Below are 15,653 nucleotides of genomic sequence, written 5' to 3'. Positions count from 1 at the left end.
TTTAAAGTTCCCTCCGCAATATAGAAAATTGTTTTTCAATAGTAAAGCCCGCTTTTTGATAGATTCGAAGAGCCGGATTATTATTTCCAGTGAATAGAGAGATATATTGACAGCCCACATTTTGAAAAGCTTCAACCATTCGGAAAAATAATACACTGCCAAGGCCATGCCCCTCATGCTCTGGGTGCACTCCGATACCGCAAAAAAATGCTCTTCCATCAGGCTGCGAAATAATTGGACCTGCAAAGCCCACAACCTCGTTTCCGTACACAGCTACTACAAGCGGTGCGCCAACCTTCACATAAGTAACAACATCCTTCTTCCACTGCGGATTTTGCAGGGCAGCAAGCGTTGCTTCAAGCCCAGTATGTAAATCAGGGACATAGGACGTAATGTAATAGTCCTTGCTAGTTGCATTGGTTTCCTTATCTAAAATATCTTCGGGAACTATAAAGCTTCCGAGTTTTAAATACATGCCGCATTGCGTCGCTCGATCTTCGTAGCCTCTAGCCATTAAAGCTTCATATAATGGCAGGTCCTTACTGATGCCCGGGGCATTATTATGCTCATGCTGAGGTGCACTTGGAATACTCCACTTCAGCTTAACAGGGTTGAAAAACAATACATCAGCTTGTCTTTTCCCAAGTTCTTGGAATCTTTTTTCTAAACGCAATAGAAAAGCATCGTAAAGCTCCAGAGAAGCCACATGGGTATCTATAATAACACTCGTAATATAACCCGCCACATCTCCAAGAGGGAGATCAGAGCCGCAGCAGCCAGCTGCAAAACCAACAATCCCTTTTTCGTCACTGCCTACCCATATACAGTCAGCGTCAAAATAAGGATGGTCGATGAATGTATCTTGAAACTCTCGCTCTGTAAATGGCTTATAATCATATTTTGTAGCCTCACGATTCCAAAGCTCTACAACTGCAGAGTGATCTTCAATTGAAAAGGGTCTGATTTGCAACATTTAAGCCTCCTGTGAACGTCCAATATAGGGCCAGGAAATTTTGCCCATTACTACTGGCTGTGAAGCTCCAGTTACTAGCGGGATATTGTTTGGTAAGCGCTCCATCGTGTAATACGCTAGCAGAGCAAAAGCAATTGCTTCCTTAGCATCACTATTACCACCGATATCCTCCTGCGTCAGCACCTGCACGTTATGCGGTGCAAATAAGTGCTGTAAATCACGCAAAAGCGTCTTGTTATAGCTTCCACCGCCGCCAATTAACAATTGCTCAGCCTGGTGCTGCGGTGCAATATACCGTTCATAGCTATCGACGATGCTCCAGGCAGTTAAGTACGTAGCTGTTGCAACAACATCTTCTGCTTTCCAGTTATAAACCTTCATCATTTCAATAATTTGTGCCACGTATTGTTGGCCAAACCGTTCTCTGCCTGTCGATTTTGGTAACGGCATCGTATAATATTTATCCTGCTGCATCCATTTCAATAGCTCATCAATCACTTGACCGCCCGCACCAATTTCGCCATTAACATCCATTGTCATTGGTGCAAATAATTGCGATACAAGGCCATCGATAATCATATTTCCAGGACCCGTATCAAAAGCAAATACCTCATCCGGTGAGGCATTTACAGGCAAAACAGTCACATTGCCTATTCCGCCAATATTTTGCATCAGAAGTGTTTTCTTTGGATTGTTAAACAATAAGTATTCGGTAAATGGTACTAACGGAGCTCCTTGTCCACCCATTGCCATGTCAGCAACTCGAAAGTCTGATACGCAAGGAATTCCTGTGCGATTGGCGATAACTGCACCATCCCCAATCTGAACGGTACAATGCAGATTATAACCGCCCATAACATTCTCATCCGGAGCATGATAGATTGTTTGACCATGCGATCCTACTGCGAATATTTGCGAAGGCGAAAGGCCGCATTTCCCTATAACGGATAATGTGGCTTGGGCGTATAATTCGCCAAGCCACATATTCATTGCGCCAACCTTATCAATCGTAGCGCTAGCGGGATCAAAAAGCTCAAATATGGAGTTTCTAACTTGCATCTCAAAAGGTGTGTTTTCAAAAGCCAGTAATTCAATCTCTACTCCATGCTCTTTTTCGGCTGATGGGAAAAGCTTAACTACTGCTGCATCAATACCATCTACTGATGTACCGGACATCAAGCCAACTAAGTATGTTGCATCAACTTTTGATTGTTTGTTCATTAACCTTTCACCGCTCCAACTGTTACCCCTTCAAGGAAGTATTTTTGTAAACTGAAGAACAAAATAAACATTGGAACTGCTGAAATGGTTGCCCCCGCCATCATCGGTGCAAAGTAAGTTGTATTCGCAAAGCGAAAGTTTTTCAAGCCGACCTGAATGGTTTGCATATCCATCGTATTCGTTACTAGGAACGGCCAGAAAAAGTCATTCCATGCCGCCATAAACGTTAGGATTGCTAGTACTGCCATAATTGTTTTAGATAAAGGCATAATGATATACCAGAAGATTTTAGGCTGTGAACAACCTTCGATTTTAGCAGATTCAATAATTTCAACTGGAATGGAGGACATGAACTGCTTAACCAAGAAGATGTTGTATACCGTTACTATGCTCGGCATAATCAACGCCGTGTACGTATTTTGTAATTCAAAAATATTTACGATCAAAATATATAGTGGAACCTGTGTGACTTGAACAGGAATCATCATAGATCCCAGCAAAATAGCGAACAAAATGTTTTTTCCTTTAAATTTCATTTTTGCAAAAGCATATCCAGCGAGTGTAGCAAAAAATACGTTAGATACCGTAATACACGCTGCCACTATAAATGAATTCAATAACCAGTCCCATGTATGTGGGCTGAAGTTAAAGAAGAATTTATAGGAATCAAATGAAATCTTCGATGGTAAGATAGAATAGCTCATTGCACCAGCTTCTACCGGATCACCGAACGAGGAGATGACCATAAAGTATATCGGGAATATGGTAGCTGCGGCAAATAGGATAAGGAACGTAATGTTTGCGCCATTACGTATGAACAGATACCCTTTGCTTCTTAAGCTGTTGTTGTACAAACCCATAGTATTCTGCTCCTTTTCCTAGTATTCTACATCTTTACCTAAAAACTTGAATTGAAGGAATGATATAAATCCGATAATCGCTGCTAGAACTAATGATTGTGCCGCTGCCTCACCAAACTCAAAATATGTGAACGCATTGTTAAAGATTAACAAACCTACCATTGTTGTTGCATGGTCTGGTCCACCGCCTGTCATAAGATAAGCGTTTTGGAATACTTGGAAGGAACCGATAACACCAGTAACAAGTAGGAATAGCGTTGTTGGCTTAAGGAAAGGGACAACGATAAACCAAAGCTTTTGCAGGAAAGACGCGCCATCAATTTCAGCTGCTTCATAATAGCTGTTATCAATAGCGAGTAATGCGGCTATATAAATAATAATTGCTGTACCATGACTTGATAACCATGACATTAACACAAGTGAGAACATTGCAGTTGCACTGGAACCAAGCCAGTTTTGATTTTCAATACCTAAAAAACTCACGAGCTTATTAGCAATACCTGATTTTAACGGATCGAAGATCCACAGCCACACAACAGAAAGCGCTACACCAGATGCTACGGCTGGCAAGTAATATAGTGCTTTAAAGATCGTTTGTGTTTTTTTCTTGAAAGGAATAATCAAAATTGAAATTAAAAATGATAGAAGAATATTAAACGGAACAGTTAATAGCGTATATACTAACGTGTTTTTCAGTGCTTTCCAGAAAAGTTCATCTGAAAACGAGTTAACGAAGTTATCCATGCCGACAAAAGTGGATCCTAATGGACCATATTTTTGTAAGCTGATAATAAAAGCATTGATGACTGGATATGCGGTAAATAAAGAAAACGCAATAAGTGCTACTGCGATAAACGCGTATCCCCAACCTGAGTCACTTTCGAGTTTCAATTTTTTTCTTTTAGTCAACGTTTGATTCATTGGGTCGCACCTCTCTTCTAAAAACAGTACAAGCTCTAGCTAATTTAGAAGGAAAGCTGTACGTTCTAGCTACGCACAGCTTTCACATGTCAGCCTAAGACAGACTAGTCAACTACAATACCATCTTTACCGAAAGATTTAATTGCAGCTGCTTTAACTGCATCATACATTTCTTGTGGAGCAATCTCATTTGCAAGTAAGGCTTGTAGTTTAGGAATAATAACTTCTGTTTCAATTTTTAATGCTTCAGCAGCCAGATCAGTAGGAATATCTGTACGAGCCGGAAGCGCTTTTGCCATCATAGCTTTACCTGCAGCAACGTTATCTTCGTTACGAGGGAATTTTTCAAGTACTTCTGCATTACGTGCAGATTCAGTAATTGGTGATAAGAACAGCTCATTACTGTAGTTAGCAGCAATTGAACCAGAAGACAAGAAATTCGTTGCTAGGGCAATATTTTTGATGTGCTCTTCAGATGGAGCTTTTTTACCACGAAGTGCGATATAACCATCAACGATTGAAGTAGGGACATAATCGGCACCGTTGAATGTTGGGACTGGAAGTGAAATATAATCAACTTCAATAGAATCTGCAACAGCTGAACCATCGTTCGCTTTAATCTTCTCATTGTTTAGACGAGCAGAGTTTTCAAATGCAGATAAACCTTTACCTGTGATCATCGTTTGACCCGTTAGGAACATGTTCCACCGTTTACCAGCATCGATAGAGCTTAGCTCTTTAGGCATAGAACCATCGTTGATCATTTCGCGAATAGATGTAAGTAGCCCCAAGAAGTTTTTGCTTGTATACGTATATTTAAGATCTTTATCGAAGTAATCTGGTAAACCAGCAGTTTTAGCAAGAATAGCTAGATAGTCTTTAGATGCTACACCAGATGTTGCGAACACGAAACCATAACGAGTAGTTTCACCTTTATCATTTTTCACTACGCCTTTAGAAATTGCATTACGGAACTCTTCATAAGTCCAACCGTTTTGTTGAATGCTTTTCCAATCAATTCCGGCTTCTTCAAGGAATTGTTTGTTACCACCGATAGTGTGGATTTCCATATACGCTGGTAGGCCGTATTGAGCGTCACCTAGTTGGAAATATTTCAATGGAACTTCGTCATAATCCGCCTTCGCTTCATCAGAAAGGGCACCGTTAAGGTCGATTAGTACATTAAGTGCTGCATATTTCGAAATTCCTGAAGCACCGATAAAAGCAATATCTGGAGGAGAACCTGCATTTACTTGAGTATCAAGTTTTTGCGTCATATCTTCCCAGCTCGCTGGCTCGATTTTCAAAGTCAAGTTAGGATGTAGTGTATTAAATTCTTTTTCCATATCAGCAAAACGTGTTTGATAGTTCGCTGATATCGGAGGTAAAAGTGCTGTAATCGTATCCTTTTTAGGCTCAGAACCACCGTTACTAGTTCCTGTGTTACCGGAATCTGTAGAAGCTGGAGCGTTATTTCCGTTTCCTCCGCAAGCCGATAATAGTGATACCATCATGATTCCTGACAAAAACAGAGTTAATCCACGTGATCTTTTTTTCATCGAAAACAGCCTCCTCAATTATTAATAGCATCCATCCTGTTATTCCACTTTTCACACCTAAACCAATGATGCGATTGCCTGTTTCAAGCGTCCTCCGTTTGCGTTAAGTACTTGTTCTGCTTCTTTTGCATCTAACCCCGATTTAATAATCATAATTGCCAGCTTACAGTTCATAGATGCTTTTTCAAGTGTTTCTGCGGCGGTTGATGTATCTACACCAGTCGTGTTCATGATGATACGAATCGAGCGATCTACGAGCTTAAAATTACTAGCCTTCAGATCAACCATCAAGTTGTTGTACGTTTTTCCTAACTTGACCATTGTGCATGTTGTCAGCATATTAAGCACCAACTTCTGAGCAGTTCCTGCCTTTAATCGAGTCGAACCGCTAATGACCTCAGGTCCTACAACAGGTGTTATACAAACATCTACAATGGGTTCGAACTTTGAGCCTCTGTTGTTACAAACACCGATAGTGGCTGCTCCAAGTTCCTTTGCTTTCGCTAAAGCTGCAATAACGTAGTTTGCACTACCGCTTGCCGAAATCCCAATAAGTACATCTTTGTTTGTTACACCAATGCTTTCGATTAATGCGATCCCTTCATCCATATCGTCTTCACAGCCTTCAACCGCAGTACGCAAAGCAATATCACCACCAGCAATATAGCCCTGCACCAAGGAAGGATCTGTACCAAAGGTAGGAGGACATTCGGAAGCATCCAGAACACCTAATCTTCCTGATGAGCCAGCTCCTATGTAAAACATTCTTCCACCATTAGACAACCTATGATGTAGAATATCTACCGCCTTTGCAATCTGCGGAATCTCCTCAGCTATAGCTCTGGGGACCAGTGCATCTTGTTGATTCATTAACTGGATCATTTCTTCCGTAGTACATTCATCAATCATTAACGTGTCTGGATTCACAGCCTCTGTTGTCAATCCCGCAAGGTAGTCATTCATAGCCATCCTCCTTCTTCCCAGTCTTAATCTGTCATGTAATTAACAAAACGAGTTAGATTAACTTACAATTAGTATGTTCTTATACTAATACAACACCATCGCTTCGTCAATAGATTTTGAAATATAATTTCATAAAGAAAATAAATTCTGATGTTTTATTTCATTCCTTACACACTATGTTATACCACATTTATAAAGCGCTTACAAGATGCAATTTAAATTTTTAACAATTGCTTTGATCGCTATGGCTCTAAGGTTAAAGCGATTTAAAAAAATGTATTATTTGCTGATTATCGCTCCAAACGAAACATAAAGTTACATCATCCGTGTTCAACCGGATGATGTTTCGTCTTCGATTCCATTCATTTTCTTCCTCATAATTGTGTGCCAAGCTATTAATTATTGAATTAAACTACTTATTATATTCATTAGATCAACGTATTCATCATGTAGATAATCTGACATGGATTGATAAATAGTATATTTAAGTATACGAAGTGAATGAAATACAAAAAAAAGAAAGCATTGATCCATGATCAATGCTTTCCTCCACATTCATTCTATCAGAACCTAATTTCTAAGTTTTTTCTTTAATATATTATGCGTTTTTGTTAAGTAGGTTTTTACTTCTTCATATTCTGCACTTGCGACACCAGCAAATAATATGTCGATGATCGTAAGCATCGCAATACGCGAGCCCATAGCCCCACTGCGGATTGTTATTTCAGGTGTGGATATGCTCAGTACAATATCCGCCCGCTCCGCAAGCTCACTTTTATTGTACTTCGTAATCGCAATACATTTCGCTCTATTCTTTTGGGCAATTTCCAGTGCATCAATAATATCACTAGTTGCTCCAGAGTTAGAAATGAAAATGGCAACATCATCTTTCTCAAGTAAAGTTGCTGCCGTGAGCTGACTATGACCATCTGTATAGGCATGACACATCTTATTAATTCGCGAAAACTTCTGTTCCCCGTCCATACAAACGAGTCCCGAAGCACCTATTCCAAAGAAAACAATTCGCTTACTATGACATAGTAATTCTACAGCTCTTGTAATTTCTTTTCGATCAATAACACTAAGCGTATCCTCAATGGACTTGCAATTATTCAATGAAATATTTGATATAATTGTCGAGAGATCGTCACCTGGCTGAATATCTGTATATTGAGCCTTTGAATCCTCATCACGAGAACCCAAAGATGCAGATATACTCACAATAAAATTGCGGTACCCGCTGTAACCCATCGTCTTACAGAAACGAAGGACAGATGCATCGCTTGTCTTACTCGATTGAGCCAATTCCTTAATCGACAAATGAGGGATCTCTTCCGTATTTTCTAATATGTAATCTCCGACCAATCGTTCAACTGGTGTAAAACTCTCTCGCATATCACGAATTTTAATTAATACGTTGTCATTTAGACTCATAATCTACCTACTCTAGATTTAATTAACACCTTTAATAATATCATAAACAATATAAACAACCTATTTCAATAACAAAATACGTTTTGGCATATCAAAAGCAAATATTAATTAATCTATTAAAATCATCCTACTCTTAGATCATCTGGTGACTTTACGTTGATTATAGCGTAATAAAGTTGTAAGGTATAGTCGATAATTATATACCTTCTGATATGGTGAAACAAGGGACCACAAAGGTCCCCGAAGATTCTTTCTATTGTTCTCAGCATACGTATAACGCATGTATTTTTTAATTTTACTGCCGTCTAAATATGACTCGATTTGTCAACTACATTCTTTGATGTAGCACCGTTTTTATCAACAGATATCCGGGTCAGAATCGTCGTCTTGTCTTCAGAGACTAACTGCTTCTCCAACTCCTTGCCATCTAGGTATGTAGTCATTTTGGTGATTCCAAGCTAGGATTTCTTATCCTGCAATGCCTTGATGACTGAGGCAATAGAATACTTTTTTGTATCGGTTAGGGCCTTATTGCTGCCGCTGTTAAATACCGCAATGATATCAAATGTTTCTTTGTTACTCTCATTTATGGTTTTTAACATCATATTTGCCAGAGCGCTTTGTGCAGTATCAGGTATCTTAATACCTTCCTCTCATTTCTCGGAATGAATTTTCATTCTGAACGTAGTGACAAAAGAACCTAATGCTCCTTAGTCGGAAAATCAGCAGACTCACTGCAATCTAATGGCATTCCAAAAGCTGTCTGCAAGTTCTTCTTCGAGTTCAAGCGAATACAGTAACTCACCTTCTTCCATCATTTTAGCGAACATCTTCAAAGGGCCATATACAGTGCAGATCAATACCATGGAAGGCAGGGGGCGTAACAATTTCTCCTCCTTACCTGATTTGGCTATATCTAGAATGAATTTTAATAAATCACCGAATATTGCTTTGCTATGTTCGTCTAAGTAATACCCATCTTCATGCAAGCCTTTCTTTTGCGATTTTTTTGCGCAAGAAATAAAGAGTCCTTTATAATGTAATAATGTACATAAAGACGGATTTGGAGGAAAACAAATGGCAAGTCATAAATGGGTATTAATCATAGACGATGAAGATGATTTAGCTCGTCTGATGAAGGCAGTTTTACATAAAGAAGGTATTGCAGACGTTGTAACTGCCGGGACAGTTGCAGAGGCCTGGGACAAGTTTCAGGAGTATAATCCTGAACTTATCTTGCTAGATATTATGCTACCAGATGGAGAAGGATATGACTTATGCAGAAAAATTCGGGAAACATCAAATGCACCGATCTTATTTATGTCTGCAAAGGATGAGGAAATTAATAAGCTGTTAGGACTGGCGATAGGTGGCGATGATTATATTACTAAACCGTTCAGTCCCAAAGAAGTTGCCTATCGGGTAAAGGCACAACTGAGAAGAGCTGGCTTTACAGAGGAAAAAAAGGCTCCGAAAAGTTTGCAAGTGGGCCCCTTTGAGCTCAGTGCCAATGAGACAGAATTAAAAAAGAATGGCGAACCCCTTGTGCTTACCGCCAAAGAAGTCGGTTTAATGAGCTGTTTCATGCATCATCCGAATCAGATCATAAGCAAAGAAACCTTATTTGAACAGGTATGGGGTGAAGATTTTTTTGGTTCCGATAATACAGTGATGGTACATATTCGGCGCTTACGCGAAAAAATTGAGGCCGACCCTTCAAATCCTTCCTTTATTTTGACGGTTAAAGGGTTAGGTTATAAATTAAATACCAAGGAGTGAGACTAGTTGAAATGGAAATTGACACTCCGCTTTTTAAGATCGGTTATGACTATTGTTGTGATCGTTGGTATTGTAAACGCGATTTTGTTCCTTTCCTTATTCGTTATAAAGGTAAATAATAATAACTTTGGCACTGAAGAAGCATCTGCAGAAACCTTTAGCCGGACCTTTTCACAATACGTAGAATTACAGGCTGGCAAACCTGTTGTGAATGAAGAAGGTCTCAAAAAACTACAAGAAATGAGCGCCTGGGTACAATTCTTGAATGACCAAGGGGAGCAAGCAGCTGCCTTTTATACCCCTAAAGAATTGAAAACAGAGTATTCTCCTATTGAAATTGTACAAATGTATAAATATAAAGAATTAGATGCACGCACGACGGTTTTTGTCAGCGAAGCCCAAAATTTCAGTTACTTTTTAGGGATTAATAATCCAAAAATAGGCCGGTACGTAATGACCTATGACTACGCTAAAATTTTCAAAGATGTTAATGTTTTTCTTTTCATTTTTTTAATCGTTGATGTGCTTATTGTAATCATCATTGGATTTTTATTTGGGAAAAAGTTAACTGCACCCCTTCATACATTAATAGAGGGTATTCAACAGCTTAGGGAGCGACGTTTTAAGAAAATGCCTACTCCTAAAGGCGTTTATGAAGAAGTTTTCCGAAACATGAATGAACTATCAGAAAAGCTCGATCGACATGAAGAAGAACGTAAGCATCTCGACCAAATGCGTGAGGAATGGATTAGTAATGTTTCACATGACATGAAAACACCACTTGCTTCTATTCAAGGTTATGCAGAATTTATAAACGACAGTGCCACAGATTTAACAGCACAAGAATTACAGGAATACACAGCAATTATCAAGAGTAAATCGATGTATATGAAAGATTTGTTAGATGACCTCAATTTAACGACGCGTTTGCGTAATCACCAGCTATCCCTGCAATTTGAAGAGGTGAATCTCGTTCAGTTTCTACGAGAAATGACGATTGAACTTTTAAATGACCCGACCTTTGGTGAACGGCAGATAGAGTTTGAGGCAAATGTGGTTAAAGCCGTACATAAAGTAGATAAAAAATTACTAAAACGAGCGATCCTTAACTTTATCTACAACGCGCTGGTGCATAACGATGAAAATGTTGTGGTGAAGATTCGAGTGGAAACCATTAGTCCGCATACCCAAATTACAATTTCTGATAATGGCCAGGGTATTCCAGCTAAAGATCTGGAACAGGTTTTCGAACGCTACTATCGGGGTACAAACACAACGAGTAAGCATGGAACTGGGTTAGGAATGGCCATCGCCAGAGATATTATTTGGGCTCATGAGGGGAAACTCGATTTGACGAGCGATGAAAATACCGGTACCACCATTACTATACTTTTATAATTCAAATGCCTTACTTACTCATTAGGCAGAGAAAAGGGCTGTTCTCCACTTACTTTATTGGAGACAGCCCTTCTTCAATTTATTAGTTTTTTAGTGCCTTTAGCGGAATATCCTCTAATTTCACTTCATCGTATGAGGAGACTTGATCACCTTTTTTTACATACATTTTCAAGTAGGCGCCTTTACGAAGATTTTTTTGTGCATTAAATTCCAGTGGAATTGTATTACCTTTGGCATTTGTAGCCTCTAGTGTATAAGAATAAGAGGTCATGACTGAACCATCGCTCAGTTTATATTCGTGGGGTTCCCCATCCTCTGTGATTTGTAAGTAGTAATTTTCGGCATTGAAGCGATTGAAATCAATCTTGGCTATAGCAAAGACCCCTACAACTCCAATAACAAACAAAATACCCATAGTAATTAGAAATTTTTTCATCTCAATCATCCTTCTGTTTTATTATTTAGTGTGATAATTCGATTGTAAGAAGCTACGGTTAATAAATAATACAACCCGTAAATTACGGTATAAGCAATCATCCAGAGCAACACAGGTTTTGCCAAATCCATCATCAATAGACTAGAGAATGCTTTTAAAGCCACTACACTATGCAATAACCCTACTACAAGCGGTACAACAAAGATAACGAATACCTGTGACGCAATGGATTTTCGCATTTCTTTTGCACTGACACCCATTTTATGCAGCATATTGTACTGTGATTTATCCTCTTCTGCCTCTGTTAAAACCTTAAAATAAATGATACTGCCTGTAGCAGCCAGAAATACTAGACCAAGGAAACTTCCGATAAACAGTAGAGACCCCACACCTTCCAAACTTGTTTGGTAATCTTGTGGACCACTTGAAAATAACGCTTCTTCAGGTAATTGGTTTGCTATTTTTTTAGATAAATCCACAGAAGCATCATCTACCCCAAGAACACGATAGTGCAGCACTTCCCCATCATTTTGCAACACTTTATACTGATCCTCCGAGACTACCACGGTTATACCTGCTGTACCTACATTCAATACGCTTTGTGTTTTAAAGCTTTGGAATGTGAGAGGATGGCCGTTGCCTGTTGTTATAGTTTTTCCTGTATATATTGGTGAGAACCTTTTGTCATATCCGATATCTAAAATAACCGCGTAGCTGTCCTTTACATCTAATTTTTCTTTATGTTGTAGACTTGCTAATTGGTTGTATGTTTTTTCATCGATAACTGTATATTCTCTTTTATCAGAGCTATCGAATGCTGATGGCGAGTTTAACTCTTTCGTATGAAACGTAATGGATAGTGCTTCAATATTTTTATCGTATTTTGTAGCTGATACTACAGCACTCACTTGTTTATCCATTTCTGCATCTATCGACTGATACATAAAGGTATTCGGATTAATCGTTTTCGCCGAGTCATTCGTATTGTAATAAAGGCCATAGACCGCTCCACCGGCAGTTACTGTCGTAGCACTCAACACGGCAATCACAGTTAATGTACGTGCGTTCCCACGAATACGATAGAGCAGCTGAGAAATAGTAATGACATGAAGGCCTTTCCAAAGCCACCTTTCATTTTTCTTAATCATTGCTAACACAAAGCCAGTCACACTGTGGAACAATAAAAATGTACCCAAAATAACCGTTGTTAAAATAATTAATACAGTCAAGGGGAATCCAATTTTTCCCCATACCTTAGAAGTGAAAAGGTCCTGCATTGCAAGCCAATAACCCAAGACAATGAGTAACACTCCAAGAACAGCTACTATCATAGATGGTTTAGGCGCCACTTCTCCCTTTTTGGAAGCATGAAATAAATCAATCAGCTTAAATTGATAGATCAAGCGATAGCCTTGAAACGATGTTACTAAGAAAATAACCAGAAATACGATAGCCGTGTTCATCGCTGCCACCGCTGAAAATGTAAAGGGTGCTACAACGTCATAACCCATTAAATGAATTAAAATCGTCATAAATCCTTTTGAACATAGGAACCCAAGTACAATTCCTACTACTAAAGAGAACAATCCTAACAATAAATTTTCGAAAAAGAGCATAAAGCCTATTTGACGATTACGTACCCCTAGCAACGCATACAATGCGACTTCTTTTTTACGTTTTTTCATAAAAAATGAATTGGAATAGGCTATAAATATGAACACGAAAAAGATGAGAATGACTGCCGCCCCACTCATTAGTGAACCAAGTTTTTGGGATGAAGCCGTCTGTTCTGCTATCGTATCGCTATATTTTAAGGTCACAAATGTAAAGTAAATGATGATACTAAACACCATCGATGCAATGTATAAAAAATATTGCGAAAAGTTTCGGGCTATATTTTTTCTTGCTAGACTAAATAACGTCATCTACCTCACCCCCAATGGCCGCATGAACATCTAAGATCTCTTGGAAGAAGGCTTTGCGTGTCTGATCACGACGAAATATTTCTGTAGAAAAAGAGCCATCCTTGATGAAAATAATCCGGCGGCAGAAGCTTGCGGCAAAGGCATCATGAGTCACCATCATAATGGTCGAGTTGTTATTTTCATTTAAAGTGCTTAAGCTTTCCAATAAATCTGTTGCTGATTTAGAGTCAAGCGCACCTGTTGGTTCATCAGCCAAAATCAGTGCAGGCTCTGTCACGAGCGCTCTAGCCGCAGCGGTTCTTTGCTTTTGACCACCAGAGATTTGGTAAGGATATTTTGCCAGTAAATCTTCAATCCCAAATACTTTAGAAATCTGAGTCACGAGGTGATTGATTTTCTTCGCTGGAATTTTAGCAATCGCCAGAGGAAGCAATATGTTCTCCTTTACCGTCAAGGAATCGAGTAAATTGTAATCTTGGAAGATGAAGCCGAGATGTTCACGTCTGAAGTCTGATAAGGCTGCTTCCTTCATATCATGAATACTCTTGTTCTTCATATAAATCTTCCCTTCAGTTGGGGAATCAATAGTTGCTAACAAATTTAGCAAGGTTGATTTCCCCGCTCCTGAAGGTCCCATAATCCCTACAAACTCACCTTCATGAATGTCAAAAGACACGTTTTCTAAGGCTGTGTAAGCAGCACTTAACTTCCCGTACACTTTTTTTATGTTTTCTACTTTTAATAATGGTTCCATTCATTTCACCTCATAATTTGCTGATACTTATACTATAGGCTGTGAACCTTACAGCAAATTCATGCCAACCTTACAATAAGCTTAAATCCAAAAAAAAGGGGTACCCAGTAGCCATTTAAGACTACGGAGTACCCCTTTACGATTGAAAAAAATTCATTTTTTTCTCGTTGTATATAAATCAGAAGCTTCATCAAAGTAAAAGCGGCGTTTTTGTTTGCCAAACACGACTAATATAACATGAATGAACAACACGATCGTTAAAATGATAGAGGTCAATGCTGCACCTAACGTTAAGAATATAGATGCCTTATAAAATGGAGAATCCATTGATAGTTCCACGTTATTCAAAGTATTCGCAATGACTGTTATGAAGTACATCGCGTAAATGGCACCAAAGCGTTTAAATAACCGCTTGTTCGTTTCCACTCGACTTATTTTACTGTCATAGCGATAACGCATTATTTTCGTACCGATTGTCGATCCATTCCAAATCCATGGAATAATAAACAAGGTTACAGATAGTGTAATTGTGCTCACAATAAATTCACTAACCATATTAACGTTGGTCATACTCAACACAACTTTAACTAATATGTTGCTGATAAATAGATCAATAATAACAGCCAGCAACACAGACATCCCTCTTACTTCATCAAGAGCCAATAATCTTTCTGCTTTCTCATTAATATTCTTTTTTGATGGGAATAACGCCAACACGGCTGGAGCAATAAAGAAGCCCAGTACCCCGCCGGTAGTATTCAACAATAAATCATCCACATCAAAAATACGATAAGGGCAATTATAAATCCCGTAAATGCCGGTTACCTGTGTTATCTCATAAAATAATGTTAATAAGAACGTGATTGCTAGCGCTTTTTTCCAGTGTTTCTTGTCTTGAAAAAAGTATCGCAAATAAACACCAAAAGGTAATAATAGCAAGAAATTAAAAAAAGCTTGATAGAATGAGGGTTGGCTAAATAACAGTCTATAAGTTGCAGGCTGTGATAACACGATACCACTATTCCCTAAGGTGCTCACTATAAATTGAAATGGCATCAATGAATAATGTTGTGTGCCCGGTTTTTGTAGTGAACAAGTATCGCGTATCTCTGGCAACGGCAACAAGACTAAAAATAACGCTGCTAGAAAGTAAAAAATAAACGAAAATGAAATTAACGTGGTAGAAAATGGCAGATAGTTATACTTTCTATAGGTATAAATGAGCCATGGGATAAATAAGGCGAATGCTAAAACCACAAAAAAGATCGCTGCCACAAAGATTGGTTGAGTATATGCTGACATTTCTAGTTCACACCCCATAATTATTTAGTATTCATATTAACCATAAAACTGATTCTAATTCAACTGAAGTTGGAACATTTCATCATATTTAAGGATCCTGTAATGTTGGCATCAATTTAATGTAAGGT

15 protein-coding genes are annotated in these 15,653 nt (G+C 38.6%); 2 read left to right on the top strand and 13 right to left on the bottom strand.

Going from position 1 to position 15,653, the window contains the following annotated elements; translation table 11 throughout:
* Nucleotide 1 precedes the first annotated feature (1 nt).
* The 9 genes from ACFWMP_RS11565 to ACFWMP_RS11525 form a co-directional block, all read right to left on the bottom strand.
* Nucleotides 2–973, bottom strand: a complete 972-nt coding sequence (locus ACFWMP_RS11565) for a GNAT family N-acetyltransferase (RefSeq protein ID WP_379423760.1) — start codon at nt 971–973, stop codon at nt 2–4.
* Nucleotides 974–2,194, bottom strand: a complete 1,221-nt coding sequence (locus tag ACFWMP_RS11560; protein WP_379423759.1) for an anhydro-N-acetylmuramic acid kinase — start codon at nt 2,192–2,194, stop codon at nt 974–976.
* Complete coding sequence (locus ACFWMP_RS11555) at nt 2,194–3,054, bottom strand: carbohydrate ABC transporter permease (RefSeq protein WP_042129105.1); 861 nt, start codon at nt 3,052–3,054, stop codon at nt 2,194–2,196. The genes ACFWMP_RS11560 and ACFWMP_RS11555 overlap by 1 nt, the downstream gene beginning before the upstream one ends.
* Nucleotides 3,055–3,072: 18 nt before the next feature.
* The gene (locus tag ACFWMP_RS11550) at nt 3,073–3,975 is read right to left on the bottom strand and encodes a carbohydrate ABC transporter permease (RefSeq protein ID WP_042189608.1); all 903 of its coding nucleotides are present in this window, start codon (nt 3,973–3,975) and stop codon (nt 3,073–3,075) included.
* 104 nt (nt 3,976–4,079) lie between these two features.
* The gene (locus ACFWMP_RS11545; RefSeq protein ID WP_036688723.1) at nt 4,080–5,534 is read right to left on the bottom strand and encodes an ABC transporter substrate-binding protein; all 1,455 of its coding nucleotides are present in this window, start codon (nt 5,532–5,534) and stop codon (nt 4,080–4,082) included.
* Between the two features lie 57 nt (nt 5,535–5,591).
* Nucleotides 5,592–6,497, bottom strand: coding sequence for an N-acetylmuramic acid 6-phosphate etherase (murQ, locus tag ACFWMP_RS11540; RefSeq protein ID WP_379423758.1), 906 nt, complete (start codon nt 6,495–6,497; stop codon nt 5,592–5,594).
* 570 nt (nt 6,498–7,067) lie between these two features.
* Complete coding sequence (locus ACFWMP_RS11535; RefSeq protein WP_042129113.1) at nt 7,068–7,931, bottom strand: MurR/RpiR family transcriptional regulator; 864 nt, start codon at nt 7,929–7,931, stop codon at nt 7,068–7,070.
* Between the two features lie 305 nt (nt 7,932–8,236).
* Entirely contained in the window at nt 8,237–8,374 is a 138-nt protein-coding gene (locus ACFWMP_RS11530) for a hypothetical protein (RefSeq protein ID WP_379423757.1), read from the bottom strand.
* A 288-nt stretch (nt 8,375–8,662) separates the two neighbouring features.
* Nucleotides 8,663–8,920: a TetR family transcriptional regulator C-terminal domain-containing protein gene (locus ACFWMP_RS11525; protein ID WP_379423756.1), complete on the bottom strand. Its 258-nt coding sequence runs from the start codon at nt 8,918–8,920 to the stop codon at nt 8,663–8,665.
* An 88-nt stretch (nt 8,921–9,008) separates the two neighbouring features.
* Between ACFWMP_RS11525 and ACFWMP_RS11520 the strand changes: the two genes are divergently transcribed.
* Complete coding sequence (locus tag ACFWMP_RS11520; protein ID WP_379423755.1) at nt 9,009–9,710, top strand: response regulator transcription factor; 702 nt, start codon at nt 9,009–9,011, stop codon at nt 9,708–9,710.
* Between the two features lie 6 nt (nt 9,711–9,716).
* Complete coding sequence (locus tag ACFWMP_RS11515; protein ID WP_042189621.1) at nt 9,717–11,108, top strand: sensor histidine kinase; 1,392 nt, start codon at nt 9,717–9,719, stop codon at nt 11,106–11,108.
* Nucleotides 11,109–11,190: 82 nt separating this feature from the next.
* On the opposite strand, the gene ACFWMP_RS11510 is transcribed toward ACFWMP_RS11515, so the two are convergent.
* The 4 genes from ACFWMP_RS11510 to ACFWMP_RS11495 form a co-directional block, all read right to left on the bottom strand.
* Entirely contained in the window at nt 11,191–11,544 is a 354-nt protein-coding gene (locus ACFWMP_RS11510) for a YxeA family protein (RefSeq protein WP_042194171.1), read from the bottom strand.
* 5 nt (nt 11,545–11,549) lie between these two features.
* Complete coding sequence (locus tag ACFWMP_RS11505; RefSeq protein ID WP_379423754.1) at nt 11,550–13,469, bottom strand: ABC transporter permease; 1,920 nt, start codon at nt 13,467–13,469, stop codon at nt 11,550–11,552.
* A complete protein-coding gene (locus tag ACFWMP_RS11500) occupies nt 13,456–14,223 on the bottom strand; it encodes an ABC transporter ATP-binding protein (protein ID WP_042189627.1) in 768 nt (255 codons plus the stop codon). The genes ACFWMP_RS11505 and ACFWMP_RS11500 overlap by 14 nt, the downstream gene beginning before the upstream one ends.
* 153 nt (nt 14,224–14,376) lie before the next feature.
* Nucleotides 14,377–15,525 (bottom strand): VanZ family protein, encoded by a 1,149-nt coding sequence (locus ACFWMP_RS11495; RefSeq protein WP_379423753.1) that lies wholly within the window; start codon nt 15,523–15,525, stop codon nt 14,377–14,379.
* Nucleotides 15,526–15,653 lie beyond the last annotated feature (128 nt).

The organism is Paenibacillus sp. NPDC058367 (assembly GCF_042723305.1).
Lineage (GTDB): Bacteria > Bacillota > Bacilli > Paenibacillales > Paenibacillaceae > Paenibacillus_AQ.
This window is presented reverse-complemented; position numbering and strand designations above follow the sequence as displayed.

Coding starts and splice junctions, on each gene's coding strand:
- ACFWMP_RS11520 (WP_379423755.1), top strand. CDS start 9,009: ATGGCAAGTCATAAATGGGTATTAATCATAGACGATGAAGATGATTTA.
- ACFWMP_RS11505 (WP_379423754.1), bottom strand. CDS start 13,469: ATGACGTTATTTAGTCTAGCAAGAAAAAATATAGCCCGAAACTTTTCG.
- ACFWMP_RS11510 (WP_042194171.1), bottom strand. CDS start 11,544: ATGAAAAAATTTCTAATTACTATGGGTATTTTGTTTGTTATTGGAGTT.
- ACFWMP_RS11530 (WP_379423757.1), bottom strand. CDS start 8,374: ATGACTACATACCTAGATGGCAAGGAGTTGGAGAAGCAGTTAGTCTCT.
- ACFWMP_RS11535 (WP_042129113.1), bottom strand. CDS start 7,931: ATGAGTCTAAATGACAACGTATTAATTAAAATTCGTGATATGCGAGAG.
- ACFWMP_RS11495 (WP_379423753.1), bottom strand. CDS start 15,525: ATGTCAGCATATACTCAACCAATCTTTGTGGCAGCGATCTTTTTTGTG.
- ACFWMP_RS11565 (WP_379423760.1), bottom strand. CDS start 973: ATGTTGCAAATCAGACCCTTTTCAATTGAAGATCACTCTGCAGTTGTA.
- ACFWMP_RS11560 (WP_379423759.1), bottom strand. CDS start 2,194: ATGAACAAACAATCAAAAGTTGATGCAACATACTTAGTTGGCTTGATG.
- ACFWMP_RS11500 (WP_042189627.1), bottom strand. CDS start 14,223: ATGGAACCATTATTAAAAGTAGAAAACATAAAAAAAGTGTACGGGAAG.
- ACFWMP_RS11555 (WP_042129105.1), bottom strand. CDS start 3,054: ATGGGTTTGTACAACAACAGCTTAAGAAGCAAAGGGTATCTGTTCATA.
- ACFWMP_RS11550 (WP_042189608.1), bottom strand. CDS start 3,975: ATGAATCAAACGTTGACTAAAAGAAAAAAATTGAAACTCGAAAGTGAC.
- ACFWMP_RS11545 (WP_036688723.1), bottom strand. CDS start 5,534: ATGAAAAAAAGATCACGTGGATTAACTCTGTTTTTGTCAGGAATCATG.
- murQ (WP_379423758.1), bottom strand. CDS start 6,497: ATGAATGACTACCTTGCGGGATTGACAACAGAGGCTGTGAATCCAGAC.